Annotated in this window: 23 protein-coding genes; 19 read left to right on the top strand and 4 right to left on the bottom strand. The window is 65.7% G+C overall.

The genetic code is table 11. The annotated features are described in order from the left end of the window. Positions 1-129: 129 nt before the first annotated feature. The 10 genes from glmS to CH339_RS05790 all read left to right on the top strand — a co-directional run bounded on the left by glmS (position 130) and on the right by CH339_RS05790 (position 10,879). Positions 130-1,956 carry a glutamine--fructose-6-phosphate transaminase (isomerizing) gene (gene glmS, locus CH339_RS05835; protein WP_111433383.1) on the top strand — a complete coding sequence of 609 codons (1,827 nt, stop codon included), beginning with the start codon at positions 130-132 and terminating at the stop codon, positions 1,954-1,956. 165 nt (positions 1,957-2,121) lie between these two features. After that, positions 2,122-2,865: a DUF502 domain-containing protein gene (locus CH339_RS05830; protein WP_245408101.1), complete on the top strand. Its 744-nt coding sequence runs from the start codon at positions 2,122-2,124 to the stop codon at positions 2,863-2,865. 150 nt (positions 2,866-3,015) lie between these two features. Beyond that, positions 3,016-3,336: an FtsB family cell division protein gene (locus tag CH339_RS05825; RefSeq protein ID WP_111433379.1), complete on the top strand. Its 321-nt coding sequence runs from the start codon at positions 3,016-3,018 to the stop codon at positions 3,334-3,336. A 179-nt stretch (positions 3,337-3,515) separates the two neighbouring features. Then, positions 3,516-4,583: a pyruvate dehydrogenase (acetyl-transferring) E1 component subunit alpha gene (gene pdhA, locus CH339_RS05820; protein WP_111433446.1), complete on the top strand. Its 1,068-nt coding sequence runs from the start codon at positions 3,516-3,518 to the stop codon at positions 4,581-4,583. A 15-nt stretch (positions 4,584-4,598) separates the two neighbouring features. Then, complete coding sequence (locus CH339_RS05815; RefSeq protein ID WP_111433377.1) at positions 4,599-6,032, top strand: pyruvate dehydrogenase complex E1 component subunit beta; 1,434 nt, start codon at positions 4,599-4,601, stop codon at positions 6,030-6,032. 57 nt (positions 6,033-6,089) lie between these two features. Then, complete coding sequence (locus CH339_RS05810) at positions 6,090-7,460, top strand: pyruvate dehydrogenase complex dihydrolipoamide acetyltransferase (RefSeq protein ID WP_111433375.1); 1,371 nt, start codon at positions 6,090-6,092, stop codon at positions 7,458-7,460. 82 nt (positions 7,461-7,542) lie between these two features. Continuing rightward, the gene (lpdA, locus tag CH339_RS05805) at positions 7,543-8,958 is read left to right on the top strand and encodes a dihydrolipoyl dehydrogenase (RefSeq protein ID WP_111433373.1); all 1,416 of its coding nucleotides are present in this window, start codon (positions 7,543-7,545) and stop codon (positions 8,956-8,958) included. A gap of 73 nt (positions 8,959-9,031) precedes the next feature. Beyond that, the gene (locus CH339_RS05800) at positions 9,032-9,280 is read left to right on the top strand and encodes a GlsB/YeaQ/YmgE family stress response membrane protein (RefSeq protein ID WP_111433371.1); all 249 of its coding nucleotides are present in this window, start codon (positions 9,032-9,034) and stop codon (positions 9,278-9,280) included. A gap of 103 nt (positions 9,281-9,383) precedes the next feature. Further along, on the top strand, positions 9,384-10,370 hold the full coding sequence (gene lipA, locus CH339_RS05795) for a lipoyl synthase (protein ID WP_111433369.1): 987 nt from the start codon (positions 9,384-9,386) through the stop codon (positions 10,368-10,370). A gap of 17 nt (positions 10,371-10,387) precedes the next feature. Then, the gene (locus tag CH339_RS05790) at positions 10,388-10,879 is read left to right on the top strand and encodes a type II toxin-antitoxin system RatA family toxin (protein ID WP_111433368.1); all 492 of its coding nucleotides are present in this window, start codon (positions 10,388-10,390) and stop codon (positions 10,877-10,879) included. 18 nt (positions 10,880-10,897) lie between these two features. On the opposite strand, the gene CH339_RS05785 is transcribed toward CH339_RS05790, so the two are convergent. Next, a complete protein-coding gene (locus CH339_RS05785) occupies positions 10,898-11,395 on the bottom strand; it encodes a CinA family protein (RefSeq protein WP_111433445.1) in 498 nt (165 codons plus the stop codon). Then, positions 11,388-12,620 (bottom strand): bifunctional 2-C-methyl-D-erythritol 4-phosphate cytidylyltransferase/2-C-methyl-D-erythritol 2,4-cyclodiphosphate synthase, encoded by a 1,233-nt coding sequence (locus tag CH339_RS05780; RefSeq protein WP_111433366.1) that lies wholly within the window; start codon positions 12,618-12,620, stop codon positions 11,388-11,390. The genes CH339_RS05785 and CH339_RS05780 overlap by 8 nt, the downstream gene beginning before the upstream one ends. 179 nt (positions 12,621-12,799) lie before the next feature. Here CH339_RS05780 and dusB point away from each other — a divergent pair, with 179 nt between their 5' ends. From dusB to hflX, 9 genes are all read left to right on the top strand, one after another. Next, positions 12,800-13,816, top strand: coding sequence for a tRNA dihydrouridine synthase DusB (gene dusB, locus CH339_RS05775; RefSeq protein ID WP_111433364.1), 1,017 nt, complete (start codon positions 12,800-12,802; stop codon positions 13,814-13,816). Next, a complete protein-coding gene (locus CH339_RS05770) occupies positions 13,816-14,952 on the top strand; it encodes a two-component system sensor histidine kinase NtrB (RefSeq protein WP_111433363.1) in 1,137 nt (378 codons plus the stop codon). Before dusB ends, CH339_RS05770 begins: the two co-directional genes overlap by 1 nt. Continuing rightward, positions 14,949-16,391: a nitrogen regulation protein NR(I) gene (ntrC, locus tag CH339_RS05765; RefSeq protein WP_111433361.1), complete on the top strand. Its 1,443-nt coding sequence runs from the start codon at positions 14,949-14,951 to the stop codon at positions 16,389-16,391. Before CH339_RS05770 ends, ntrC begins: the two co-directional genes overlap by 4 nt. Positions 16,392-16,570: 179 nt before the next feature. After that, positions 16,571-18,838, top strand: a complete 2,268-nt coding sequence (locus CH339_RS05760) for a sensor histidine kinase NtrY-like (RefSeq protein ID WP_111433359.1) — start codon at positions 16,571-16,573, stop codon at positions 18,836-18,838. A 5-nt stretch (positions 18,839-18,843) separates the two neighbouring features. Continuing rightward, positions 18,844-20,211 (top strand): nitrogen assimilation response regulator NtrX, encoded by a 1,368-nt coding sequence (gene ntrX, locus CH339_RS05755; RefSeq protein ID WP_111433358.1) that lies wholly within the window; start codon positions 18,844-18,846, stop codon positions 20,209-20,211. A 141-nt stretch (positions 20,212-20,352) separates the two neighbouring features. Next, positions 20,353-21,729, top strand: coding sequence for a Trk system potassium transporter TrkA (gene trkA / locus CH339_RS05750; RefSeq protein ID WP_111433357.1), 1,377 nt, complete (start codon positions 20,353-20,355; stop codon positions 21,727-21,729). Between the two features lie 20 nt (positions 21,730-21,749). After that, on the top strand, positions 21,750-23,216 hold the full coding sequence (locus CH339_RS05745; protein WP_111433355.1) for a TrkH family potassium uptake protein: 1,467 nt from the start codon (positions 21,750-21,752) through the stop codon (positions 23,214-23,216). A gap of 259 nt (positions 23,217-23,475) precedes the next feature. Further along, positions 23,476-23,733, top strand: a complete 258-nt coding sequence (hfq, locus tag CH339_RS05740; RefSeq protein WP_111433354.1) for an RNA chaperone Hfq — start codon at positions 23,476-23,478, stop codon at positions 23,731-23,733. Next, complete coding sequence (hflX, locus tag CH339_RS05735) at positions 23,734-25,140, top strand: GTPase HflX (RefSeq protein ID WP_111433352.1); 1,407 nt, start codon at positions 23,734-23,736, stop codon at positions 25,138-25,140. It begins immediately after the preceding gene. A gap of 33 nt (positions 25,141-25,173) precedes the next feature. On the opposite strand, the gene mazG is transcribed toward hflX, so the two are convergent. Then, the gene (gene mazG, locus CH339_RS05730) at positions 25,174-25,998 is read right to left on the bottom strand and encodes a nucleoside triphosphate pyrophosphohydrolase (protein ID WP_111433350.1); all 825 of its coding nucleotides are present in this window, start codon (positions 25,996-25,998) and stop codon (positions 25,174-25,176) included. A gap of 188 nt (positions 25,999-26,186) precedes the next feature. Beyond that, positions 26,187-26,690 carry a hypothetical protein gene (locus CH339_RS05725; protein WP_111433349.1) on the bottom strand — a complete coding sequence of 168 codons (504 nt, stop codon included), beginning with the start codon at positions 26,688-26,690 and terminating at the stop codon, positions 26,187-26,189. Positions 26,691-26,874: the final 184 nt, after the last annotated feature.

Below are 26,874 nucleotides of genomic sequence, written 5' to 3'. Positions count from 1 at the left end.
CCAGTATACATCGGCATCCGCGGCCGGGGGACGGTCACAGAACGATACCTTTGTTGATTGTACGAACGTCGTTTGGCTTCGCTAAAACGGCTGAGACCGGCGATGGCGGGCGACGAGGGGAGTATTTCTATGTGTGGAATCATCGGCATCCTTGGCAACGACAGCGTCGCCATGCAACTGGTCGACGCGCTGAAGCGGCTGGAATATCGCGGCTACGATTCTGCAGGCGTCGCCACGCTTGAAGGCGGCGTGCTGACCCGCTGCCGGGCCGAGGGCAAGCTGACCAATCTGGAACAGCGCCTTGGCAGCGAGCACCTCGCCGGCGTCAGCGGCATCGGCCACACCCGCTGGGCGACCCACGGTGCGCCGACCGAGATCAATGCCCATCCGCACATGAACGCCCGCGTTGCCGTCGTCCACAACGGCATCATCGAGAATTTCCGGGCCCTGCGCGCCGAACTCACCGAGGCCGGCATCGCCATCGAGACGGACACCGACACCGAAGTGGTCGCCCACCTCGTCGCCCACGAGATGGCCGGCGGCGCGAGCCCGGAAGAGGCCGTCGGCAAGGTCCTGCCGCGGCTGGAAGGCGCCTTTGCGCTCGCCTTCCTGTTCGACGGCCACGACGATCTGATGATCGGCGCACGCCGCGGCAGCCCGCTCGCCATCGGCTATGGCGACGGCACCATGTATGTGGGCTCCGACGCCATCGCGCTCGCGCCGTTCACCGACCGGATCGCCTATCTTGAGGACGGCGACTGGGCGGTCGTTCGCCGCTCGGGCGTCCATATCTATGAGGAAAGCGGCGCCGAAGTGCAGCGCCCGGTGCGCCAGTCGCAGACATCGGCGCTGCTCGTCGACAAGGGCAACTTCCGCCACTTCATGGCCAAGGAGATTCACGAGCAGCCGGAGGTCGTCAGCCACACGCTTGCCCGCTATCTCGACCTCAACGCCATGAAGACGCGCCTGCCGGACGACCTGCCGTTCGACTTCCGCACCCTCAACCGGATCGCCATTTCCGCCTGCGGCACGGCCTTCTATGCCGGCCTCGTCGCCAAATACTGGTTCGAGCGCTTCGCCCGCCTGCCGGTCGATATCGATATCGCCTCGGAATTCCGCTACCGCGAGATGCCGCTGGAGCCGAACGGGCTGTCGCTGTTCGTCTCCCAGTCCGGCGAGACGGCCGACACGCTGGCGAGCCTGCGCTACTGCAAGCAGGAGGGCCAGCACATCGCGGCGATCGTCAATGTCGAGGAATCGACCATCGCCCGGGAATCCGACGTCATCTTTCCGACGCTTGCCGGACCGGAGATCGGCGTCGCCTCGACCAAGGCCTTCACCTGCCAGCTTGCCGTGCTGACGGCGCTGGCCATCGCCGCGGGACGCGCGCGCGGACATCTCAGCGAGGAGGACGAGAGGAAGCTCGTCGAGGCGCTGGTCGAGATCCCGCGCTTTGCCGCGCAGGCGCTGCGCCTGGAGCCGCAGATCGAGCGGCTGGCAAAGACCTTCTCCCACGCCTCCGACGTCCTCTATCTCGGCCGCGGCACCTCCTATCCGCTGGCCATGGAGGGTGCGCTGAAGCTGAAGGAGATCTCCTACATCCACGCCGAGGGCTATGCCGCCGGCGAGCTCAAGCACGGGCCCATTGCGCTGATCGACGAGACCCTGCCGGTGGTGGTGATTGCGCCCTACGACCGGATCTTCGACAAGACGGTCTCCAACATGCAGGAGGTCGCCGCCCGCGGCGGGCGCATCGTGCTGATGACCGATCCCAAGGGCGCCGAGGCCGCCTCCATCGATGCGCTGGAAACGCTGGTGCTGCCGGACATGCCGGCGACCATCACGCCGATCGTCTATGCCCTGCCGGTCCAGCTTCTCGCCTACCACGTCGCCGTCTTCATGGGCACCGACGTCGACCAGCCGCGCAATCTGGCGAAGTCCGTGACGGTCGAATAGGCGACCGGGCCGGCACTTCTTTCACACATTGCTAAGGCGCTGCACAAAAATTTTTTGCGGTGCCCTATATTGATGTAGAAAGAGATGCAGCGGACCCAGGACGCGCCGACAGGACGACCCAGCGTGAAACCGAAAGATCAGAAAAAACAACGGCCGATCGAAAAGATCGGCCCGCCCGAAAGCACGACGCGGGTGAGCGGTGCCGCGCGTCTTCGCAATTACCTGCTGACCGGCATCATCGTCGCCGGCCCGCTCGGCATCACCCTCTATCTGACCTGGTCGTTCATCCGCTGGGTCGACGACTGGGTGAAGCCGCTGATCCCGACGGTCTATAACCCGGAGCACTACCTGCCCTTTGCGGTGCCGGGGCTCGGCCTGATCTTTTCCGTCGTCGGCCTGATGCTGCTCGGCTTCCTGACCGCCAACATCGCCGGGCGCACGATCATCTCCTATGGCGAGCTGATCCTCGGGCGCATGCCGCTGATCCGCAATCTCTACCAGGCGCTGAAGCAGATCTTCGAGACGGTGCTGTCCCAGCGCGGCCAGTCCTTCAAGAAAGCCGCGCTCGTCGAGTATCCGCGTCGCGGCCTGTGGGCGATCGTCTTTCTGGCCACCGACACCGTCGGCGAGGTTGCCGACAAGATGCCGGTCGACGACAGCATCATCAGCGTCTTCCTGCCGACGACCCCGAACCCGACCTCCGGCTTCCTGCTGTTCGTGCCGCGGAAGGACGTCATTCCGCTGGAAATGACCGTGGAGGAGGCGGCCAAGCTGGTCATCTCTGCCGGTCTCGTCTCGCCGCAGTACCAGGCCAAGACCCGCGAGCTGGCGGCGGGCGCCGGGGTTCCGCTCGACACGCCCGAGCCGGCGGACGCACCGTCGAACGAACGGCGTCCGGAACGGGTCTGACCCCGCACTCTGTGGCCGGAACCCGCCATACGGCGCCGGCTACCGCAGGTGCGAAACCAAGCGTTAAGCACATTCGGCCATGATGGTTCGTGGGGGGCGCAGTAAGCGCCGAGCAGGTACTCGCGTAACCAGTCCTTGCGTAAAAAATCCATGGCCACTCGACACCGTCGCAAGACCGTCCTGCAGCAGCTCTATCTGCCTGCGATCACGGTCATGTTTCTTGCCTATTTCGCCTATCACGCCTTTCATGGCGACTATGGGTTGTTCGCCCGCGAGCGCTTCGACAGCGAGGCGGTGCGGCTCGGCGAGGAACTGGTCGATCTGGAGGCCACCAAGGGAAAGCTCGAACGGCGGGTGGCGCTGCTGCGCCCGGAAAGCCTCGATCCGGACATGATCGAGGAGCGGGCGCGCGAAAGCCTCAACGTCGTCCACCAGGATGAGGTGGTGATTTTCCGCAACCGGATTAGGTAAGCACACATTACCTAAATCCGGTTAACCCGACCAATCAACCGGATTCGGGTTCATCTGGAATATCCAATAAAAATAAGTGGTTATAACTTCCCGGCCGTTACCATTTGGAATTGGAAACGTCCCGCGCCCGCGCTATCTTTCTGGTCAAGCGATCATCGCTGCACAGCGCGGAGGAACGCATGGCAACGAAAGCGCAGAAAACGTCCGAGACCGCATCGAAGTCCCGGACAAGATCCGCCAAGGCGAAGTCGGACGCCAAAAAACCGGCATCGGCGGACACCCCGCCCGCTCTCACCGAAGACCAGGAACGCCACGCCTATCGGGAAATGCTGCTGATCCGGCGCTTTGAGGAAAAGGCCGGCCAGATGTACGGCATGGGCCTGATCGGCGGTTTCTGCCACCTCTATATCGGCCAGGAGGCCGTCGTCATCGGCATGCAGATGGCGCTGGAGGAGGGCGACCAGGTTATCACCGGCTACCGCGACCACGGCCACATGCTGGCCTGCGGCATGGACCCCAAGGGCGTCATGGCCGAGCTGACCGGACGCCGCGGCGGCCTGTCCAAGGGCAAGGGCGGGTCGATGCACATGTTCTCCCGCGAAAAGGATTTCTACGGCGGTCACGGCATCGTCGGCGCCCAGGTCTCGCTCGGCAACGGCATCGCCTTTGCCAACCGCTACCGCAAGAACGACCGGGTCTGCCTGACCTATTTCGGCGACGGCGCGGCCAACCAGGGCCAGGTCTATGAGAGCTTCAACATGGCCTCGCTGTGGAAGCTTCCCGTGGTGTTCGTCATCGAGAACAACAAATACGCCATGGGCACCTCGACCCAGCGCGCCACCGCACAAGGCGACTTCTCCCAGCGCGGCGCCTCCTTCGACATCGAGGGCGAGCAGGTCGACGGCATGGACGTCAGGGCCGTCCGCGAGGCGGGGCTTCGCGCCGTGGAGCGCTGCCGCAAGGGCGAGGGGCCGTACATCCTGGAGATGATCACCTACCGCTACCGCGGCCATTCCATGTCCGATCCGGCCAAATACCGGTCCAAGGAAGAAGTGCAGAAGATGCGCACCGAGAACGACCCGATCGAGCGGGTGCGCGTGCGCATGATCGATCGCGGGCTGGCCAGCGAGGACGACCTCAAGGCCGTCGACAAGGAGGTCCGCGGCATCGTCGGCGAGGCGGCGGAGTTCGCCCAGACGGATCCGGAGCCCGATGTCTCGGAGCTCTACACCGACATCCTGCGCTAGAAAGGACGGACGAAGATGCCGATCGAAGTATTGATGCCCGCCCTTTCGCCGACCATGGAAGAGGGCACGCTTTCCAAATGGCTGAAGGCCGAGGGCGACCCGGTCTCGGCCGGCGACATCCTCGCGGAGATCGAGACCGACAAGGCGACCATGGAGGTCGAGGCCGTGGACGAGGGCGTCCTCGGCAAGATCATGGTCGCCGACGGCACCGAGAACGTGAAGGTGAACACGCCGATCGCCATGATCCTGGAAGAGGGCGAGGACAAAAGCGCGCTCGACGCCGCCGCGAAGGGCGACAAGACGCCTGAAAAGTCCGAAGCGAAGTCCGAGGACAAGGCCGAAGCGCCGAAGGAAGAGGCCTCAGAGGAAAACGGCGATGACGACACCGAAAAGCCGGCCGGTCCGCCGCTTGCGGCGACCCCGCTGCTGAAGCCCGACGACGATCCGGAGATCCCGGACGGCACCGAGATGGTCAAGACCTCGGTGCGCGAGGCGCTGCGCGATGCCATGGCCGAGGAGATGCGCCGCGACGAGGCCGTCTTCGTCATGGGCGAGGAGGTCGCCGAATACCAGGGCGCCTACAAGGTGACCCAGGGGCTCCTGCAGGAGTTCGGCGACATGCGCGTCATCGACACGCCGATCACCGAGCACGGCTTCACCGGCCTCGGCGTCGGCGCGGCGCTGACCGGCCTGAAGCCCATCGTCGAGTTCATGACCTTCAACTTCGCCATGCAGGCGATGGACCAGATCATCAACTCGGCGGCGAAAACCCTCTATATGTCCGGCGGCCAGATGGGCTGCCCGATCGTCTTCCGCGGACCGAACGGCGCGGCCGCCCGCGTCGCCGCCCAGCACAGCCAGGACTACTCGGCCTGGTACTCCCAGATCCCGGGCCTGAAGGTGGTGATGCCGTGGACGGCAGCCGACGCCAAGGGCCTCCTGAAGGCGGCGATCCGCGATCCGAACCCGGTCGTCTTCCTGGAAAACGAGATGCTCTACGGCCAGTCCTTCGACGTGCCGAAGCTCGACGACTACGTGCTGCCGATCGGCAAGGCCAAGATCGCCCGTCCGGGCACCGACGCCACCATCGTCTCCTGGGGCATCGGCATGACCTACGCGGTGAAAGCCGCCGAGGCGCTGGACGAGATGGGCATTTCGGCCGAACTCATCGACCTCAGGACCATTCGTCCCCTCGACATCGATACGGTCATTGAGTCGGTGAAGAAGACCGGCCGCTGCGTCACCGTGGAAGAGGGCTGGCCGATCTGCTCGGTGTCTTCAGAGATCGCCAAGCAGGTCCAGGAAAAGGCCTTCGACTGGCTCGACGCGCCGATCCTGTCGATCACCGGCAAGGACGTGCCGATGCCCTATGCGGCCAATCTGGAAGTGCTCGCCAAGCCCTCGGTTCCCGAGCTGATCGAGGCCGTCAAGGCGGTCTGCTACAGGTGAGGGCGCATCAACCGCTCAAATGAATGATGCAGGCATGAAAATGCGGGGAGCGCAGCAATGCCCATAGAGATTCTTATGCCGGCCCTGTCGCCGACCATGGAAAGCGGCAATCTCGCCAAGTGGCTGGTGAAAGAGGGCGATTCGGTCGCCCCCGGCGATATCATCGCCGAAATCGAGACCGACAAGGCGACCATGGAAGTGGAAGCCGTCGACGAAGGCACTGTTGGCAAGATCGTCGTCGACGAGGGCACCAGCGACGTGCCGGTCAACCAGTTGATCGCGCTCTTGCTGGAAGAGGGCGAGGACGAAAGCGCGCTGGACGGCGCGGCCGACAAGGCGGCGCCGAAAAAGGACGCCAAGCCGGAAAAGGCCGAGGCACCCAAGACGGACGAAAAGCCCGAACAGAAGACCGAAGACAAAACGGCCGAGCCGAAAAAGCCGGCCCCTGCGGAGGCACCGGCAGAGGCCGGTCCGGCGCCGACGACCGGCGACGGAGACCGCATCTTTTCCTCGCCGCTCGCCCGCCGCATCGCCAGGCAGAACGATCTCGACCTGTCCGCCGTCAAGGGCTCCGGCCCGCACGGCCGCATCATCCAGCGCGACGTCGAAGAGGCCCTTGAGAAGGGCACGGCAGCCGCCAAGCCGGAAAAGGCTGCGGCCGCGGCTCCCGCCGCCGCCCCGGCAAAGGGTATGGGCGCCGATGCCGTGCGCGCCATGTTCGAGGAGGGCTCCTACGAGACCGTTCCGCACGATTCCATGCGCAAAGTCATCGCCCGGCGCCTGACGGAATCGAAGACGACGATCCCGCATTTCTACCTCACCATCGACTGCCGCATCGATGCGCTTCTCGCCTTGCGCAAGCAGCTCAACGACGCAGCGCCGGTGACCGACGACAAGCCGGCCTACAAGATCTCCGTCAACGACATGGTCATCAAGGCGCTGGCCCTGTCGCTGAAGGCCGTGCCGGACGCCAACGTCACCTGGACCGACGAGGCGATGCTGAAGCACAAGGCCGCCGATGTGGGCGTTGCCGTCGCCATCCCGGGCGGTCTCATCACCCCGGTGGTGCGCCGCGCCGACGAAAAGACGCTCTCCGTCATCTCCAACGAGATGAAGGATTTTGCCAAGCGCGCCCGCGACCGCCGGCTGAAGCCGGAGGAATACCAGGGCGGGGCGACGGCCGTCTCCAATCTCGGAATGTTCGGCATCAAGGACTTTTCCGCCGTCATCAACCCGCCGCACGCGACGATCCTTGCGGTCGGGGCCGGCGAGCAGCGGCCGGTCGTTACCGATGGCAGCATCGAGGTGGCGACCATTATGTCGGCGACCCTTTCCACCGACCACCGCGCCGTCGACGGGGCGCTCGGCGCCGAACTGATGGCCGCCTTCAAGCGCTACATCGAGAACCCGATGGGAATGCTGGTCTAGCACCCATCCTTCGCCACGCGCGACACAATCGGCAGGCACCAATTCGGCGCCCGCCGCACGGCACCGCACAACGAGGCAAGCCATGTCCAACGCTTACGACATCATCGTGATCGGCGCCGGCCCCGGCGGCTACGTCACGGCCATCCGCGCCGCCCAGCTCGGCTTCAAGACGGCCATCGTGGAGAAGAAACATCTCGGCGGCATCTGCCTCAACTGGGGCTGCATCCCGACCAAGGCCCTGCTGAGGTCGGCCGAGGTCTACCACCACATGGAACACGCCAAGGATTTCGGGCTGTCGGCGGAAAAGATCGGCTTCGACATGGACGCCGTCGTCAAGCGCTCGCGCGGCGTCTCCAAACAGCTCGCCACCGGCGTCGGGTTCTTGCTCAAGAAGAACAAGGTCGACGTCATCTGGGGCTCGGCCAGGCTGACGGCGCCCGGCAAGATGACCGTGACAGCGGCCGACGATGCCCCGAAGGGCGCCCTCGGCGGCGGCGACTATTCGGCCAAGCACGTTGTCGTCGCCACCGGCGCCCGGCCGCGTGTGCTGCCGGGGCTTGAGCCCGACGGGAAACAGGTCTGGACCTATTTTGAGGCCATGGTGCCGAAAGAGCTGCCGAAGAAGCTTCTGGTCGTCGGCTCCGGCGCCATCGGCATCGAATTCGCTAGCTTCTACCGCACCATGGGCGCGGAGGTGACGGTCGTCGAAGTGCTGCCGCAGATCCTGCCGGTGGAGGACGCGGAAATCTCCGCCCATGCCCGCAAGCGGCTGGAAAAGGCCGGCCTCAAGATCCACACCGACACCAAGGTGGCCAAGCTCGACAAGGGCAAGGACAGCGTCACCGCGACCCTGGAATTCAAGGACGGCAAGAGCGACAAGATCACCGTCGACAAGGTGATCTCGGCCGTCGGCGTCGTCGGCAACATCGAGAAGCTCGGCCTGGAAGACCTCGGCGTGAAGACCGACCGCGGCTGCGTCGTCACCGACGGGCTCGGCCGCACCAACGTCAAGGGCCTCTATGCCATCGGCGACGTCGCCGGCCCGCCGATGCTCGCCCACAAGGCCGAGCACGAGGGCGTCATCTGCGTGGAAGGCATCAAGGGCCTCGACGTGCATCCGATGGACAAGCTGAAGATACCGGGCTGCACCTACTGCAACCCACAGATCGCCTCGGTCGGCCTGACGGAGGCAAAGGCCAAGGAGGCCGGCTACAAGGTCCGCGTCGGCCGCTTTCCCTTCATCGGCAACGGCAAGGCGATCGCCCTCGGCGAACCGGACGGCCTCGTGAAGACGGTGTTCGACGATGCGACCGGCCAGCTCCTCGGCGCCCACATGGTCGGCGCGGAAGTGACGGAACTGATCCAGGGTTTTGTGGTCGCCATGAACCTTGAGACCACCGAGGAAGAGCTGATCCACGCCGTTTTTCCGCACCCGACGCTGTCGGAAATGATGCACGAAAGCGTCCTCGACGCCTATGGCCGCGTCATCCATACGTGATAGGCTGTAGCTGTCATTGTAGGGGCTCCAGCCGGCGCGCGGCGACGGCAGTCAACGGGGAGACAAACGCAACATGGACACACGGTCTATCATCATCTGGATCGTCATCGGCCTGATCGCCGGCTGGCTCGCCAGCTTCGTCGTCGGCGGCGGCGGTCTTCTGAAATACATCCTGTGGGGCCTCGTCGGCTCCTTCGTCGGGGGGTTTCTTGCCCGGCAGTTCAACATCAGCCTCAACATCGGCAACGCCTTTGTTGAGCAGATCATCGTCGCAACGGTCGGCGCCATTGTCGTCGTCCTGATCGCGCGGCTGATTTCCTGACCAAAGGTCGCGTTTGCGGATAAGGCCGCACGCGCTATATGGCCCTTCGACCGGCGGCCGGCCGCGGCCGCCGGTCAAGGTTTGAAAGACGGAAGGACCGCCCATGGCAATCGCCCCCGACGCACAGCCCGAGACCGGGACCGACACCGAAAAGAGCAAGGCCGCAAGGCCGCGCCATCCGGAAAAGGCGCACCGGGCCGATACGCCGATCCTGAGGAAGCCCGCCTGGATCCGCGTCAAGGCGCCGGGCAACGCGGGGTTCCGCGAGACCGAGAACATCGTCCGCGACAACCGGCTGGTCACCGTGTGCCAGGAAGCGGGCTGCCCGAATATCGGCGAGTGCTGGGCCAAGAAGCACGCCTCCTTCATGATCATGGGCGACACCTGTACGAGGGCCTGCGCCTTCTGCAATGTCTCGACCGGCATGCCGAAGGGGCTCGACTTCCTGGAGCCGGAGCGTGTGGCGACCGCCGTTGCCCGCATGGGCCTCAACCACGTGGTCGTCACCTCGGTCGACCGGGACGATCTTGCCGACGGCGGCGCCGCGCACTTCGCCGCGACCATCAAGGCGATCCGCGCCGCTTCTCCGACCACCACCGTTGAAGTGCTGACACCGGACTTCCTGAGGAAGGACGGCGCGGTGGAGACGGTCGTCGAAGCCAAGCCCGACGTCTTCAACCACAATCTGGAGACCGTCCCGGGCCTTTACCTCACCGTTCGCCCCGGCGCCCGCTACTTCCATTCCATCCGCCTGTTGCAGCGGGTCAAGGAGCTCGATCCGACCATGTTCACCAAGTCCGGCATCATGGTCGGGCTCGGCGAGAAGCGGCACGAGATCCAGCAGCTCATGGACGATCTGCGCAGCGCCGACGTCGACTTCCTGACCATCGGCCAGTACCTGCAGCCGAGCCGCAAGCACCATCCGGTCGACCGCTTCGTGGAGCCGTCCGAGTTCAAGGCGCTGGAGCAGATCGCCTACGCCAAGGGCTTCCTGATGGTTTCGGCAACGCCGCTGACCCGCTCGTCGCACCATGCCGGCGACGATTTCGCCAAGCTGAGGGCGGCGCGCGTGGCGGCCAAGGGCTACTGATCCCAATCGGATGACAAATGCCGGAATTTGAAACGACCCGACGGGTTCGCCACACCGCCGAGAACATGTTCGAATTGGTCGCGGACGTGGAGAACTATCCGAAGTTCCTGCCGCTGTGCCAGGCCGCCCGGCTGCGCGGCAAGAAGGTGGTGTCGCCATCCTGCGACGTCATCGTCGCCGACATGACGGTCGCCTACAAGGTGATCCGCGAGACCTTCACCTCGCGTGCCACCCTCAATCGCGGCGACATGGCCATCGAGGTCGAATATCTCGACGGCCCGTTCAAATACCTGCACAACCGCTGGAAATTCGACGACCTGCCGGGGCACAACTGCGACGTCGCCTTCTTCATCAGCTACGAGTTCCGCTCGCGCATGCTGAGCGCGGTGATGGGCGCCGTCTTCGACAAGGCCTTCCGGATGTTCGCAACGGCCTTCGAGAACCGCGCCGACGAACTCTACGGCATCCATGACGCAAAGCTCGGCCAGGCCTCGCCGGTACGTCCGTAAGCACAAAGGTCGGTCGCCTCATCCGGCGACGGCCAGTTCCTCGATCAGCTTCAAGGCATCGGCGACGGTCGCGGCGCGCACCGCAGCGCGGCCGATATCGCCATAGCGCCGTTCCAGGTGCACCGTCTCGCCACCGCGCCGGCTTGCCGCAAGGTGGACGAGGCCGACCGGCTTTTCCGGCGAGCCGCCGCCCGGTCCGGCAACGCCGGTGACGGCAACGGAGATATCCGCAGGGGACTGCGCTATGGCGCCCTCGGCCATCGCCCGCGCGACCGCTTCGCTGACGGCGCCGTGGGCCTCGATGAGGTCGGCGGGAACGCCGAGCATCTCGGTCTTGGCCTCGTTGGAATAGGTGACGAAGCCGCGCTCCACCACGTCAGACGAGCCGGCGATCTCCGTCAGCATGCCGGCGATCAGTCCGCCGGTGCAGCTTTCCGCCGTCGCCACCATCAGGCCCTTGGCCCGGCACGTGTCGAGCACGGAGGTGGCGAGCGCCTTGAAGTCCTGATCAGCCATCGCCGGCACCATCCTCGAAGGGAAGGCGGATCGTGGCGGTCGCCTGGGCGGCGATGCCTTCCTTGCGGCCGGTGAATCCGAGTTTTTCCGTCGTCGTCGCCTTGACGGAGACACGGTCGACGGCAAGGTCGCAGAGGTAGGCGAGGCTCTCACGGATCGCATCCCGGTGCGGTCCGATCTTCGGCGCCTCGCAGATGATCGTCACGTCGATATGGGCAATGGCGCCACCGCGTTTGGCGACCAGCGAAACGGCCTTTTCCAGAAAGATCTTCGATGCCGCGCCCTTCCATTGCGGGTCCGAAGGCGGAAAATGGCTGCCGATATCGCCGTCGCCGAGCGCACCGAACAGGGCGTCGGTCACCGCGTGCATGGCGACGTCCGCATCCGAATGGCCGCTGAGGCGCCTGTCGTGGGGAATCGCGACGCCGCCGAGGATGACCTCGAAGCCTTCGACAAAGGCATGGACGTCGAAGCCGGAGCCGACCCGGATGTCGGCCATTTCCATCAGCGCTTCCATCTTCAGTCTCCGGTCGGCGCTGGCGAGGTCGCCGGCCGTGGTCAGCTTGACGTTGTCGCGGTTGCCGGCGACGAGCCGCACCGCGGCACCGTACCATTCGGCCACCGCCGCGTCGTCGGTGAAGTCGGAGCGCTCCGATTCGGCTGCCGCGCGATGGGCGCCAAGGATCGGCGCGAAATGGAAACCCTGCGGCGTCTGCGCCGACCACACGCCGGCCCGCGGCACCGTCTTGGCGATGTGGCCGTCCTCGGTTTCCGTCTTCAGGGTCTCGATGGCGGGCAGGGCCGCGATCGCCCCCTCGCTGTCCGAGAGGGCATCGATGACGTCGTCGATGACGGAGGAAGCAACGAACGGGCGCACGGCATCGTGGATGAGGACGATGTCCGGCGGGGCGGGGAGGGCGGCCAGATGCTCCAGGCCGCACAGTACCGAGGCCTGCCGCGTCGCACCGCCCGGAACCGTCATGACGTCCCTGCCGGCCGCGCCGGTCGCCTCGGCGAAGGCCGCGCCGTCGTCCCGGTGGATGACGGCAACGACGGGGCCGACGCGCGGATGGTCCCGGAACACCTTGATCGAGCGGGCGATAACCGAAACGCCACCGATTGTGCGATACTGTTTGGGACTGGTGTCCGAGGCGCTAGCGGCCCGCGATCCGCGTCCGGCGGCAACCAGGAGGACGGCGACCGTCGTGTTTTCGTCGATTTTCATGGGCGACACGGAAAATGTGAGTGGTTCGGGGCCATTAATTTGCTATGTGATCGTTCCATATCACGATGCGGCGGCGGGCGCATATGTTGCAGGAATGCCGCGCTTCGTCACGCCGTCAAGGCGTCGCATTGACTAATATCAGTGCAGCCCGTATATCTGCCTATGAAGTGAGCAAAAGCATGCGACGGACCGTGTGGAACCACGCTCCCACGATCGGTGATCTGCGGCTGAAAAATGCCGTATTCCTGGCGCCGATGGCGGGCATTACCGATGCGCCGTTCCGGCGGTTGGCGCATCGCTTCGACGCGGGTTTGGTGATTTCGGAAGTGGTGGCAAGCAACGAACTGATCACCGGCGGTGAGGAGGCCCATCTGCGTGCCGAATCGGCCGGCGTCACCCCCCACGCGGTGCAGCTCGCCGGACGCGAGGCGACAGCGCTCGCCGAAAGCGCGCGCCGGCTGGAAGCCGCCGGCGCCGACCTCCTCGACATCAACATGGGCTGCCCGTCGAAGCGGGTGACGACCGGCTATGCCGGCTCCGCCCTGATGCGCGATCTCGACCACGCAACGCGGCTGATCGATGCCGTCGTCGGCGCCGTCTCCGTTCCCGTCACCGTCAAGATGCGGCTCGGATGGGACGACGACAACCACAATGCGCCGGAGCTTGCCAGGCGCGCCGAACAGGCGGGCGTTGCCCTCGTCACGGTCCATGGCCGCACCCGCTGCCAGTTCTACAAGGGCAGGGCCGACTGGAAGGCCATCGCCGCCGTCAAGGAGGCCGTCTCCATCCCCGTCATCGCCAATGGCGACTGCGAGAGCTTCGAAGATGCAGCGGAAATGCTCAGCCAGTCCGGCGCCGACGGCGTCATGATCGGGCGCGGCGCCTATGGCCGTCCCTGGTTCCCCGGCGCCGTCGCGCGCTATCTTTCGACCGGCATCACCCCGCCGGAGCCGGCCAATGACGAGATCGCGGCGATCGTCGCCGAACACTATGAGGGTATCCTCGACCATTACGGTCGTGACCTCGGCCTTCGTGCCGCCCGCAAGCACCTTGCCTGGTACATGGACCGCAGCCCGCGTATCGACGCCGACGCAAAAGCCTTGCGCAGGGACATTCTGACCGCAGAGAACCCGGACACCGTGCGCGCACTTCTGACAAGCTGGTTCGATGCGGCCGACCAACGGGATGCCGCCTGATGCTGAACCGCAAGAACACCCCCGCCAACGGTGCCAGCGAAGTGCAGGCGACCGCCATCATCAACGCCCTGCCGCATCCGGTGCTGCTCGTCGACGAGGACATGAGCATCATCACCGCCAACGATTCAGCCCAGTCCTTCTTCCAGGCGAGCCTTTCCAGCCTGCGCAAGCATGGCCTGTCCTATTTCGTGCCCTTCGGCAGCCCTGTGCTGGCGCTGATCGACGAAGTCGTGCGCCGGGGCACCCCGGTCAACGGCTACCGGGTCGACATCTCCTCGCCGCGCATCGGCTCGGAGCGCATCGTCGACATCCACGCAGCCCCGCTGATAAATCGCCAGCCCGGCACCGTCGTCATGCTGCAGGAACGCTCCATGGCCGACAAGATCGACCGGCAGCTCACCCATCGTGGCGCCGCCCGCTCGGTCATGGGCCTGGCGTCGATGCTCGCCCACGAGATCAAGAACCCGCTGTCGGGCATCCGCGGCGCAGCGCAACTGCTCGAACAGTCCGTCGGCGACGAGGACCGGGCGCTGACCCAGCTCATCACCGCCGAGGCCGACCGTATCGTCAAGCTGGTCGACCGCATGGACGTCTTTTCCGACGAGCGGCCGGTGGAGCGCGCGCCGGTCAACATCCATGTCGTGCTCGACCGCGTGAAGCGGGTCGCCACCACCGGCTTTGCCCGCGACGTGACGATCCGCGAGGACTACGACCCGTCGCTGCCGCCGGTCTGGGCCAATTCCGACCAGCTCATCCAAGTCTTCCTCAACCTCATCAAGAATGCCTGCGAGGCAGTGAAGGACCGGCCCGACGGCGAGATCGAGCTGTCGACGGCGTTCCGCCCGGGCATCCGGCTGTCGGTTCCGGGCAGCGCTGAAAAAGTCAGCCTGCCGCTGGAATTCTGCGTCAAGGACAACGGCCCCGGCGTCTCCGAGGACCTGCTGCCACACCTGTTCGACCCGTTCGTCACCACCAAGACCAACGGCACCGGCCTCGGCCTTGCCCTCGTCGCCAAGATCGTCGGCGACCATGGCGGCGTCATAGAATGTGACATGAAATCGGGCATGACCGTATTCCGCATCCTCCTGCCAGCCTTTACGCCCGCCACCGCGGGCGACGCCGGAGACACCCAATGACGCAGGGAAGAATCCTCGTCGCCGATGACGATTCGGCAATCCGCACCGTCCTCAACCAGGCCCTGTCGCGCTCCGGCTACGACGTCCGCCTGACCTCCAATGCCGGCACGCTGTGGCGCTGGATCAACGAGGGCGACGGCGATCTCGTCATCACCGACGTGGTGATGCCGGACGAGAACGCCTTCGATCTCCTGCCGCGCATCAAGCGCATCCGGCCGGACCTGCCGATCGTCGTCATGAGCGCGCAGAACACCTTTATGACGGCGATCCGCGCCTCCGAGAAGGGCGCCTACGAATACCTGCCGAAGCCCTTCGACCTGAAGGAGCTGATCTCCATCGTCGGCCGCGCCCTGTCCGAGCCGCGCCGCGAGCAGCGGGTCGGCGACGACGACGAGGGCGGCGAGAACATCCCGCTGGTCGGCCGCTCGCCGGCCATGCAGGACATCTACCGGGTCCTCGCGCGCTTGATGCACACGGACCTGACGGTGCTGATCTCCGGCGAATCGGGCACCGGCAAGGAACTGGTCGCCCGCGCCCTGCACGACTACGGCAAGCGCCGCAACGGCCCGTTCGTCGCCATTAACATGGCGGCGATCCCGCGCGACCTCATCGAATCGGAGCTGTTCGGGCACGAGAAGGGCTCCTTCACCGGCGCCCAGACCCGTTCCGTCGGCCGCTTCGAGCAGGCCGAGAGCGGCACGTTGTTCCTCGACGAGATCGGCGACATGCCGATGGACGCCCAGACCCGGCTCCTGCGCGTCCTGCAGCAGGGCGAATACACCACCGTCGGCGGCCGCACGCCAATCAAGACCGACGTGCGCATCGTCGCCGCCACCAACAAGGACCTGCGCCAGCTCATCGACCAGGGCCTGTTCCGCGAAGACCTGTTCTTCCGCCTCAACGTCGTCCCCATCCGGCTGCCGCCCCTTCGCGAGCGCACCGAGGACATCGGCGACCTCGTCCGGCACTTCTTCCTGCAGGCCTCCCGCGAGGGCCTGCCGGCCAAGCAGATCGACGCCGCCGCCCTTGAGGCGTTGCGCCGCTATCGCTGGCCGGGCAACATCCGCGAGCTGGAGAACCTGATCCGCCGGCTTGCCGCATTGTGCCCCGACGAGGTCATCAACAAGGAGCACATCGAGGCGGAGCTGGAGCGGCCGTTCGCCGAGCCGCTGCCGGAGCCGGCCCAGGAGAGCGAGTCGCTGACCGTCGCCGTGGAGCGGCACCTGGCGAAATACTTCTCCCAGTTCGGCGACGAATTGCCGCCGGCCGGGCTCTACCAGCGCATCCTCCGGGAAATCGAGCAGCCGCTGATCACGGCAGCGCTCGCCGCCACGAGAGGCAACCAGATCCGCGCCGCCGACCTCCTCGGCCTCAACCGCAACACCTTGCGCAAGAAGATCCGCGACCTGGAAATCCAGGTCTATCGCGGCATGCGCTGATCGGCCCGCAATCCGGGATTTGCCGGGCGGCTTCGGCCGCCCGGTCGCTTTCGCGCGCGCAACGGTAAACTTTTCTGCCCCGCTTCTGTCGCATTTTCGCAACATTGTTGTAGGATTGCGACTTTCCGGAATCATCGGACCTGCCTTCACCGACGACTGCCACGGGCCTTCTGCCGCGCATGACCTCTTCGGCCACCACATCGGACCCTTCCAGACAGACCGACCAGCGCACCGGCTCGGGCGGCGATGGACGGCGCCTGGTCCGGCGCATCGGCCTCATCACCGTGGTGGTGGCGCTGGTCGCGGCGACCATTTCCTTCATCGTCCTGACCGGCCTGTCGCCGATCAACCCGACGCCCGAGGTGATCCGGGCGGCGATGGTCATCAACGGCATCCTCGTCGTCATCCTGCTTGTCACCATCGCGCTGGAGGCCCGCAGCCTGCTGCTCGCCCGCCAGCGCGGCCGCGCCGCGGCGCGCCTGCATGTGCGCATCGTCACGCTGTTCAGCCTGATCGCCGCTGTCCCGGCGATCATCGTCGCCGTCATCGCCGTGATCACCCTCGATGTCGGCCTCGACCGCTGGTTCCAAGACCGCACCCGCCAGATCGTCTCCAACGCGGTCACCGTGGCCAACGCCTATGTGCAGGAGCACACGCGGGTGCTGCGCTCCGACCTCATCGCCATGGCGTCGGATTTTTCGCGCGCCAAGCCCCTCTATGACGAGGAGCCGCTGCGCTTCGACCTGTTCTTCAAGACCCAGCTCACGCTACGCCAGATCCCGGCCGCCTATCTCCTCGGCTCCGACGGCAGCATCATCACCAGCGCCGTCATCGACTCCGACGTGAAGATGCTGATGCCGCCGCAAGGGGTGCTGGAGCGGGCCGAGGACGGCGAGCCGGTGCTGATCGCCCCGGGACCGTCGAACCTCGTCGGCGGCGTCATGAAGCTGACCGGATATGTCGATACCTACCTCTACATCGCCCGGGCCCTGGACAGCCGGGTCGTGGAATATCTGAGTGTCACCAAGGAGAAGGCCTCGGAATACGCCCGCCTGGAGGAGAGCCGGTTCGGCGTCCAGGTCGCCTTCGGCATGATCTATGTGGGCATGACCCTGGTGCTGCTGCTGTCCGCGATCTGGATCGGCCTCGGCTTCGCCAACCGGCTGGTGACGCCGATCCGCCGGCTGATCGGCGCGGCCGACCAGGTCTCGCGCGGCAACATGGACGTGGAGGTCGCCATCGGGCGCCGGGAAGGGGACCTGTTCCGGCTCGGCAACACCTTCAACACCATGATGAAACAGCTCCGCAGCCAGCGCGGCGAACTGCTCGCGGCCAACGACCAGATCGACCGCCGCCGCCGCTTCACCGAGGCGGTGCTGGCCGGCGTTTCCGCCGGTGTCCTCGGCATCGACGAGGACAGCCGCATCTCGCTCGCCAACAACTCCGCCCAGCACCTCCTGGCGCTGTCCTTCGACGAACTCGTCGGCCGCCCGATCGACGAAGCCGTGCCGGAATTCTCCGGCATCGTCCCCGCCGCCCACGCCGCGGCGACGGGCAACCGCACCGAGGAAGTGGTGCTGGTGCGCGACGGCCGCGAGCGGACCTTCTCCGTCCAGGCGACCAGCGAACAGTCCACCGGCCGCGACCACGGCCTGGTGCTGACCTTCGACGACATCACCGACCTCGTCGCCGCGCAGCGCTCCACCGCCTGGGCCGACGTCGCCCGCCGCATCGCCCACGAGATCAAGAACCCGCTGACGCCGATCCAGCTTTCCGCCGAGCGCATCAAGCGCCGCTACGGCAAACAGATCGAGGACGACCGCACAGTGTTCGACCAGTGCATCGACACCATCGTGCGCCAGGTCGGCGACATCGGCCGCATGGTCGACGAGTTCTCGTCCTTTGCCCGCATGCCGAAGGCGGTGATGGAGGAGCGGGACCTCACCGACACCGTCAGCGAGGCGGTGTTCCTGGTCGGCGTCGGCCGCCAGGACGTGGAGTTCACCACCGAATTCGAGGAGCAGCCGATGATCGGCCGCTTCGACCACCGGCTGATCGGCCAGGCCGTCGGCAACGTCGTCAAGAACGCCACCGAGGCCGTGGAGGCGGCGATTGCCGCCGACGAGCGCGAGGGGCACATCCACGTGCGCGTGCACCGCGACGGACCGCGCTTCGTCATCGACGTCATCGACAACGGCATCGGCTGGCCGAAGGAAAACCGCCAGCGGCTCCTGGAGCCGTATATGACGACGCGCGAGAAGGGCACCGGGCTCGGCCTCGCCATCGTCGGCAAGATCGTCGAGGAACATGGCGGGCGCATCGAGTTGCGCGACGCGCCGGCCGTCGCCGAAGGCGGCAGCGGCGCCATGGTCCGTCTCACACTGTTGGTCAATGGCGGCGGCGCGGCCGCGTCCGATGCCGCCGAAAGCCTGACCGAGGGAGCATAACCACAATGGCCAGCGATATTCTCATCGTTGACGACGAAACGGACATCCGCGACCTCGTCGCCGGCATCCTGGAGGACGAGGGGCACGCGACCCGCACCGCGGCCGACGCCGACGGCGCCCTTGCCGCGATCGGCGACCGCCGGCCCTCGCTCGCCTTCCTCGATATCTGGCTGCAGGGCAGCCGCCTCGACGGCCTTGGCCTGCTCGACGAGATCAAGGCCCAGCACCCGGAACTGCCGGTGGTGATGATCTCCGGCCATGGCAACATCGAGACCGCCGTCTCGGCCATCAAGCGCGGCGCCTACGACTATATCGAAAAGCCGTTCAAGGCCGACCGGCTGGTGCTGATTGCGGAACGCGCGCTGGAAGCCTCCAAGCTGAAGCGCGAGGTCCGGGACCTGCGCCAGCGCTCCGGCGAGGCGCTGCAGCTCGTCGGCGATTCCTCCGTCATCAACCAGCTCGGCCAGACCATCGAGCGCGTTGCCCCGACCAACAGCCGCATCCTGATCACCGGGCCGTCCGGCTCCGGCAAGGAGCTCGTCGCGCGCACCATCCACAACAGCTCGGCCCGCGCCTCCGGCCCCTTCGTGGTGCTGAACGCGGCCACCATCACGCCGGAGCGCATGGAGGAGGAACTGTTCGGTATCGAGGCCGAAAGCGGCGCCCAGCGCAAGGTCGGAGCGCTCGAAGAGGCCCATGGCGGCACGCTCTACCTCGATGAGATCGCCGACATGCCGGGCGAAACCCAGAGCAAGATCCTGCGCGTGCTGGTCGACCAGAAGTTCCAGCGCGTCAATGGCGGCACCAAGGTCCATGTCGACGTGCGCATCATCTCTTCCAGCGCCCGCAATCTGGAGGCCGAGATCGCCGAGGGCCGGTTCCGCGAGGACCTGTTCCACCGGCTCGGCGTCGTCCCGCTCAGGGTGCCGTCCCTGTCGGAGCGGCGCGAGGACATCCCCGGCCTCGTCGATTTCTTCATGGACCAGATCTCGCTGGCGACGGGCCTGCCGAAGCGGCGCATCGGCGACGACGCCATGGCCGTCCTGCAGGCCCATGACTGGCCCGGCAACATCCGCCAGCTCCGCAACAATGTGGAGCGGCTGATGATCCTGACCCGCGGCGACCCGGAGGCGACGATCACCGCCGACCTGTTGCCGGCCGAGGTCGGCTCCATGCTGCCCTCGCTGTCGTCGTCGGCCGGCGGCGAGCACCTTCTCGCCATGTCGCTGAGGAACGCCCGCGAGGCCTTCGAGCGCGACTACCTGAAGGCCCAGATCGACCGCTTCGGCGGCAACATCTCGCGCACCGCCGAATTCGTCGGCATGGAGAGATCGGCCCTGCACCGCAAGCTGAAATCCCTCGGTCTCGGCTGACCGTCCGGCGATCGGGGAACCGCGCCGTTTCCACGGCGTTCTCGCTTTCCTGCTGCTGCGCTGTTTCGTGCGCCCCGCTAACCCGCTAAAAGGGCAGGAGCAACAAGCGCGAAAGGCGCCGCCCATGAGAGTCGCAACCCCATGAGAGTCATTGTCTGCGGAGCCGGCCAGGTCGGCTACGGCATCGCCGAAAAGCTCGCCGCCGAGCAGAACGACGTCACCGTCATCGATTCCTCGCCCGAACTGATCAACCGCATCCGCGAGGCGCTCGACGTGCGCGGCTTCGTCGGCCACGGCGCCCATCCGGACGTGTTGTCCCAGGCCGGCGCCGACCAGGCCGACATGATCATCGCCGTCACCCTCTATGACGAGGTCAACATGGTCGCCTGCCAGGTGGCCCATTCGCTGTTCGCGGTGCCGACCAAGGTCGCCCGGGTGCGCGCCCAGAGCTATCTGCAGCCGCACTGGCAGGACCTGTTCTCGCGCGATCACATGCCGATCGACGTCATCATCTCGCCGGAGATCGAGGTCGGCGAGATGGTGCTGCGCCGGCTTGCGCTGCCGGGCGCGGTGGAGACCGTGCGCTTTGCCGACGACAAGGTCGTCGTGGTCGGCGTCGTCTGCGAACCGGACTGCCCGATCGTCGACACGCCGATCCGCCAGCTCACCGAGCTGTTTCCCGATCTCGGAGCCGTCGTCGTCGGCATCTTCCGCGGTAACAACCTGTTCGTGCCGCACATCAACGACGCCATGCTGGAAGGCGACCTCGTCTATGTCGCCGCGCGCCGCGAGCAGGTCGCGCGCACCCTCGGCATCTTCGGCCACGAGGAGCCGGAGGCGAACCGGGTGGTGATCGCCGGCGGCGGCAATATCGGGCTCTATGTCGCCAATGCCCTGGAGCAGCGCCATGCCGGCTCCAAGGTCAAGATCATCGAGACCTCGCGCGAGCGCGCCATCGACATCGCCGACGGCCTGAAACGCACGGTGATCCTGCACGGCAGCGCGCTCGACCAGGCCATCCTGACCGAAGCGGACGTGCGCCACGCCGACACCATGATCGCGCTGACCAATGACGACGAAGCCAACATCCTGACCAGCGTCATGGCCAAGAAGCTCGGCTGCCGGCGCAATCTCTGCCTCATCAACAACACCAGCTACCACGCCTTCGCCCGCGCGCTCGGCATCGACGCCCACATCAATCCGCGCGCCGTCACCGTCTCCAAGGTGCTGCGCCACGTCCGGCGCGGCCGCATCCGCGGCGTCCATTCCCTACAGAACGGCAGCGCCGAGGTGATCGAGGCCGAGGCGCTGGAAACGTCGCCGCTGGTCGGCAAGCCGCTCCGCGAGCTCGACGTCCCGGACGGCATCCGCATCGGCGCCATCTACCGCGCCGGCAACGTCATCATCCCGCGCGGCGACACCCAGATCCTCGCCAACGACCGGGTCGTCATCTTCACCGTCGGCGGCCGGGTGCGCCAGGTCGAGCGCATGTTCCGCGTCAGCCTCGAGTTTTTCTAGGATCCGGGCATGGCCGGTTCATGAGCGGTATCCTCTACCATTTCTCGCTCGTCCTGACCGGCATCGCCGTGGCGCTGCTCCTGCCGGTGGCGGTCGCCGCCAGCTATGGCGAGACGGTGGCGCTCGTCGATTTCGGCCTGACCGCCGCGCTCACCTCCGTCGTCTCCGTCTCCGCCGCCATCGCGCTCACCGGGCGCGAACGCCGGCTGGTGCACAAGAACGGCTACATCCTGCTCATCATGGTCTGGGCGCTGGTGCCCGCGATCGCCGCGATCCCGGTGGTGCTGATCACCGGGCTGGCGCCGATCGATGCCTATTTCGAGACCGTGTCCGGGCTGACGACAACCGGAGCCACGGTCTTCAAGACCCTCGATCCGCTGCCGCGCGCGGTCATCTTCTGGCGCGCGGAGCTGCAATGGATCGGCGGCTTCCTGACCTTGCTCTCGATCGTGCTGATTCTCGCCCCGGCTGGCGTTGGCGGTCTTCCGGGGCGCCAGATCCGCCTGCTGGAGACCAGCGAGCGCACCGATATCAGCCGCGCCACGCAGATCGTGCTGGACACCGCAACCGCCTATGGCGCGGCCACCTTCATCTGCTTCGTCGGCCTGTTCGTCATCGGCGCACCGGCCTTCGACGCCTTCTGCCTGACCTTTTCCACCGTCTCGACCGGCGGCTTCATGCCGCGCGACGGCGACCTGTCGGTCTATGGCCTGCCGGCGCTGGAAGTCTGGCTCGCCATCTTCATGGTCATCGGCGCCACCAGCATCCTGTGGCACCGGATGGTGCTGCAGCGCCGCTTCCAGCTCCTCAGGGAGCACCGGGAAAGTTATGTCCTGATCGCCGGCATCGTCGTCCTCGGCGTGCTGACGGCCGCGGTGCTGTTTCAGGCCGCGGGCTCGGCCAGCGTCCTGTCGCCGCTGTCGGCCCTGCGAGAGGGGCTGGTGACCGCCGCCTCGATGGTCTCGACCACCGGCTACGAGACCCGCACCGGCGGCCTTGCGCTGCTGCCCCTGCCGCTGGTGCTGATGGTCATCTTTATCGGCGGCAGCGCCTTTTCCACCGCCGGCGGCATCAAGGCCTACCGGTTCGGCGCCATGGCGACCCAGTCGGCGCGCGAGCTGACGCGGCTGCTCTATCCGCACGGCATCCGGCCGGCGAAATTCGGCAGCCAGCCCTACGACATGCAGCTCATGAAGGCGATCTGGAGCCATTTCGTGGTGACCGTCATGGTCCTCGGCATCATCACCCTCGTCGTTGCCGGCGAGGCGATCGACTACGAAAACGCACTCCTGGCAACGGCCGCGACCTTTTCCAATATCGGCCCGGTCTATGAAAGCCAGTGGCAGACCGGCGTGCGCCACTGGCAGCTCTTTGAGGAGTTCGGCGTCGTCGCCAAGCTGGCCCTATGCCTGACCATGATCGCCGGCCGGCTTGAGATGCTCGCGCTCCTGGGCGCGGTAAACGGTCTCATCTGGTTGCGCAGATAGCCGTAATGGCGTTAAAACTGCGGCAAATCGGGCTGTGGGCGAAAAACCTGCACGTGTACCTTGAATTCGTGCGGCATTTGCGTTTGCATTTCACAAAATAATCGTAGTTTCATTCCAGCGATGCGTCGCCTATGATTTGCTATGCTCGCAGGTGACCGATGCCCGCTTGCGGCAATATTATTCGTCGGCATGGCTTCCGGCGGCATAACGACAGAGAACGGACGCAACGTCCGAAGAAAGACAAAAGGCAATAACAACAATGGCGGACCGCGGACAGAATCTCCAGGACACCTTCCTGAACAATGTACGCAAGAACAAGATCCCCCTGAAGATCTTCCTGGTCAACGGCGTGAAGTTGCAAGGGGTGGTGACCTGGTTCGACAATTTCTGTGTCCTGTTGAGGCGAGACGGGCATTCCCAGCTCGTCTACAAGCACGCTATTTCGACGATCATGCCGAATCAGCCCGTTCAGCTTTTTGAACCGGGCGAGGAAACGGGCGAAAAGGCCGCTGACTGATTGAAGCCGCAAGACGGGCAGGGCGGGGCCGAAAAACCACCGGCCGGTGAGCAGGTGGCGAGCGATCCCGTGCGCGCGCTCGTGCTGGAACCGGACCTGACCCACCGCAAGGGCGGATCCGGACGCGGCGAGGCGGCGCTCACCGAGCGCTCCGCCGAGGGCCGGCTCGCCGAGACCGTGGGCCTTGCCGAGGCGATCGCGCTCGATGTGATCGGCTCGTCGGTGGTGCGCGTCGCCGATCCCAAACCGGCAACCCTGTTCGGCTCCGGCAAGGTGGAGGAGATCGGCCTTGCCGTGCGCGTCGACGACATCGGCCTCGTCATCGTCGACCATGCCCTGACGCCCATTCAGCAGCGCAATCTGGAAAAGGCCTGGAACGCCAAGATCCTCGATCGCACCGGACTGATCCTGGAGATCTTCGGCGAGCGGGCGCGGACCAGGGAAGGCCGTCTCCAGGTCGAACTGGCGCATCTCAATTACCAGAAGAGCCGGCTGGTGCGGTCCTGGACCCACCTGGAGCGCCAGCGCGGCGGCTTCGGCTTCCTCGGCGGCCCGGGCGAGACCCAGATCGAGGCCGACAGGCGGCTGATCCAGGAACGCATCACCCGGCTGGAAAAGGACCTGTTGCAGGTCAAGCGCACCCGCGGCCTGCACCGCAAGGCGCGCAAGAAGGTGCCGCGGCCCGTCGTCGCGCTCGTCGGCTACACCAATGCCGGCAAGTCGACGCTGTTCAACCGGTTGACCGACGCCTCCGTGATGGCCGAGGACCTGCTGTTCGCGACTCTCGATCCGACGCTTCGCCGGGTCGAGCTGCCCGGCGGCATGGAGGTAGTGCTGTCCGACACCGTCGGCTTCATCTCCGACCTGCCGACCCATCTCATCGCCGCCTTCCGGGCAACGCTCGAAGAGGTGATCTCGGCCGACATCGTGCTGCATATCCGCGATATCAGCCATCCGGAGACCGAGGCTCAGGCGACCGACGTCGCCGACACCCTCGACGCGCTGGGCATCGACGCAAGGGACACCAGCCACGTCATCGAAGTCTGGAACAAGATCGACCTTCTCGTGCCCGACCAGCGCCAGCGGATGCTGGACAGGGCCGAGGAGGGCGGTCCCTACCCGGTCTCGGCGCTCACCGGCGACGGCGTCGCGCCGCTGCTCGCCGAAATCGCCCGCCGGCTGACCGCCAACCGACAGGTGCTGCGGCTCACCCTGCCGCCGAGCGACGGCGCGCTTCTGGCCTGGCTCTATCGCAGCTGCGAAGTGCTGGAGCGGGACGACGACGAGGACGGCATCCACCTCACCATCCGCATTCCCCCGAAATACGCCGACGAGGTGCGACAGCGCTGTGCCATCTATGTCGACGGCCGGATGCGGCCGCAAAAAGATGCGGAACGATCACTTTAATTTTCTTTTCTAGATAATTGTTTTAAAAACGTTCTACGGCTTCGGCGACTTATGCTTCTTGGCCGCCTGCCAGAGCGCTTCCATCTCGTCGAGCGTCGCGTCCTCCGGCGTCTTTCCCTCAGCCTTCAGGCTCGCTTCGATGTGCCTGAACCGGTCGCAGAACTTGTCGTTCGTGCCCCTCAGCGCCTTTTCCGGATCGACGTCCAGATGGCGGGCGAGATTAGCGACGACGAAGAGAAGGTCGCCGACTTCCTCCTCGATGCGCTCCTGGACCGGTTCGGCCGCGTCCATTTCGGCTTCCAGCTCGCCCAGCTCCTCGTGCAGCTTGGCGATGACGGCGCGGACATCGTTCCAGTCGAAGCCGACCCGGCCGGCGCGCTGCTGCAGCTTCACAGCGCGGGTCAGGGCGGGCAGGGCGACGGTGACGTCGTCGAGGATGCTGCGCGTTGCCGCATTGCCGTGGCGCTCGGCCTTTTCGCGCTTCTCGACCGCCTTGATCGCCTCCCATTGCGCCTTCGACATGCCGGCGGTGCGCGCCTCCGCATCGCCGAAGACATGCGGGTGCCGGCGCACCATCTTGCGGTTCACCGCCAGCACCACGTCGCTGAAATCGAAGCTCTTTTCTTCCTCCGCCATGCGCGCATGAAAGACCACCTGGAGGAGGAGGTCGCCGAGTTCGTCGCACAGGTCGCCGCGGTCGCCGCGACCGATCGCGTCGGCCACCTCATAGGCTTCCTCGATGGTGAAGGGGGCGATGGTCGCAAAATCCTGCTCCAGGTCCCAGGGACACCCGGTACCCGGCGTCCTCAGCGCCGCCATGATTTCCAGAAGGCGTGAAATGTCCCGCGAGGGCTCCATGGCAAGGCTCCGGATTTTTTCTCGGGCGGAAGGAATACGGCGGAAAGAGTCGCGGTAAGGAGCCTAGCACGACCGGCTGCGCGCGCGCACCGGCGGCGAGGGCGCACATCCGGCCCTTTGGGAGACGCACGAAAAAAAGAGGGCGGCCGAAGCCGCCCCCGATCAACTCCTCGGAGCTTTCTAAAGCCTCAGCGGCTGCACTGGCGCGCCAGCCGCCGGATGTTCTTGGCCGCGCCCTGGACCGTGCCGCGCGTATTCTTCAGGCACCAGTCGTAATGTCCCTGATAATAGCTGTGAACGCCCCGACTGGGATCGAGACAGTTCGGATTGCGGTCAATGGCGTTTTGCGACACCCGGGCGGCATTGGTCGCATATTTTTGGCAGAACTGGGGACTCGTCCGGCCGTTCGGCCCGCCCGCCTGGCGGGTACACTGGCGCGCCAGGCGCCGGATGTTGTCGGCTGCGCCTTCGACCGTCTTGCGCGGGGTCTTGCGGCACCAGTCGTAGTGCGCCTGATAAACGCCGTGCACGCCCTTGCTCGGGTTGAGGCAAGCGGGGTTCTTGTTGATGGCGTCCTGGGCGACATCGGCGGTGGTTGAGGCGTATTGATGGCAGAAACGGTCGCCGGCGGCCAGCGAAGGGCCGGTCAACACCGCCAAGGCGAGTACAGTGGCAGAGAAGATCCTGATCATTTTGCGATCGTCCTGAAAAGGGAAGAAAAGCCAAGTAGGAACAGGAACTATTCTTATTTGCAATTTAAACTGAACACAATGTATTCCAGTAGCGGTGCCGGTATTTCGCAACGACCGGGAAAGCGGCGGAATTCCGGCCCGTTGCCGCGGCACCGCCGCCAGGAAAAGCCGCTCCAAACCAGAA

Origin of the sequence: Rhodobium orientis (genome assembly GCF_003258835.1) — a bacterium.
Classification (GTDB): Bacteria; Pseudomonadota; Alphaproteobacteria; order Rhizobiales; family Rhodobiaceae; genus Rhodobium; species Rhodobium orientis.
Note: the sequence above shows the minus strand (reverse complement) of the source record. Positions and strands in the feature narration are given on the sequence as shown.

Coding starts and splice junctions, on each gene's coding strand:
- dusB (WP_111433364.1), top strand. CDS start 12,800: ATGCGACGGACCGTGTGGAACCACGCTCCCACGATCGGTGATCTGCGG.
- CH339_RS05825 (WP_111433379.1), top strand. CDS start 3,016: ATGGCCACTCGACACCGTCGCAAGACCGTCCTGCAGCAGCTCTATCTG.
- CH339_RS05785 (WP_111433445.1), bottom strand. CDS start 11,395: ATGGCTGATCAGGACTTCAAGGCGCTCGCCACCTCCGTGCTCGACACG.
- CH339_RS05800 (WP_111433371.1), top strand. CDS start 9,032: ATGGACACACGGTCTATCATCATCTGGATCGTCATCGGCCTGATCGCC.
- pdhA (WP_111433446.1), top strand. CDS start 3,516: ATGGCAACGAAAGCGCAGAAAACGTCCGAGACCGCATCGAAGTCCCGG.
- ntrX (WP_111433358.1), top strand. CDS start 18,844: ATGGCCAGCGATATTCTCATCGTTGACGACGAAACGGACATCCGCGAC.
- CH339_RS05815 (WP_111433377.1), top strand. CDS start 4,599: ATGCCGATCGAAGTATTGATGCCCGCCCTTTCGCCGACCATGGAAGAG.
- hfq (WP_111433354.1), top strand. CDS start 23,476: ATGGCGGACCGCGGACAGAATCTCCAGGACACCTTCCTGAACAATGTA.
- CH339_RS05760 (WP_111433359.1), top strand. CDS start 16,571: ATGACCTCTTCGGCCACCACATCGGACCCTTCCAGACAGACCGACCAG.
- CH339_RS05810 (WP_111433375.1), top strand. CDS start 6,090: ATGCCCATAGAGATTCTTATGCCGGCCCTGTCGCCGACCATGGAAAGC.
- CH339_RS05770 (WP_111433363.1), top strand. CDS start 13,816: ATGCTGAACCGCAAGAACACCCCCGCCAACGGTGCCAGCGAAGTGCAG.
- trkA (WP_111433357.1), top strand. CDS start 20,353: ATGAGAGTCATTGTCTGCGGAGCCGGCCAGGTCGGCTACGGCATCGCC.
- mazG (WP_111433350.1), bottom strand. CDS start 25,998: ATGGAGCCCTCGCGGGACATTTCACGCCTTCTGGAAATCATGGCGGCG.
- lpdA (WP_111433373.1), top strand. CDS start 7,543: ATGTCCAACGCTTACGACATCATCGTGATCGGCGCCGGCCCCGGCGGC.
- CH339_RS05790 (WP_111433368.1), top strand. CDS start 10,388: ATGCCGGAATTTGAAACGACCCGACGGGTTCGCCACACCGCCGAGAAC.
- lipA (WP_111433369.1), top strand. CDS start 9,384: ATGGCAATCGCCCCCGACGCACAGCCCGAGACCGGGACCGACACCGAA.
- CH339_RS05725 (WP_111433349.1), bottom strand. CDS start 26,690: ATGATCAGGATCTTCTCTGCCACTGTACTCGCCTTGGCGGTGTTGACC.
- CH339_RS05780 (WP_111433366.1), bottom strand. CDS start 12,620: ATGAAAATCGACGAAAACACGACGGTCGCCGTCCTCCTGGTTGCCGCC.
- CH339_RS05745 (WP_111433355.1), top strand. CDS start 21,750: ATGAGCGGTATCCTCTACCATTTCTCGCTCGTCCTGACCGGCATCGCC.
- glmS (WP_111433383.1), top strand. CDS start 130: ATGTGTGGAATCATCGGCATCCTTGGCAACGACAGCGTCGCCATGCAA.
- ntrC (WP_111433361.1), top strand. CDS start 14,949: ATGACGCAGGGAAGAATCCTCGTCGCCGATGACGATTCGGCAATCCGC.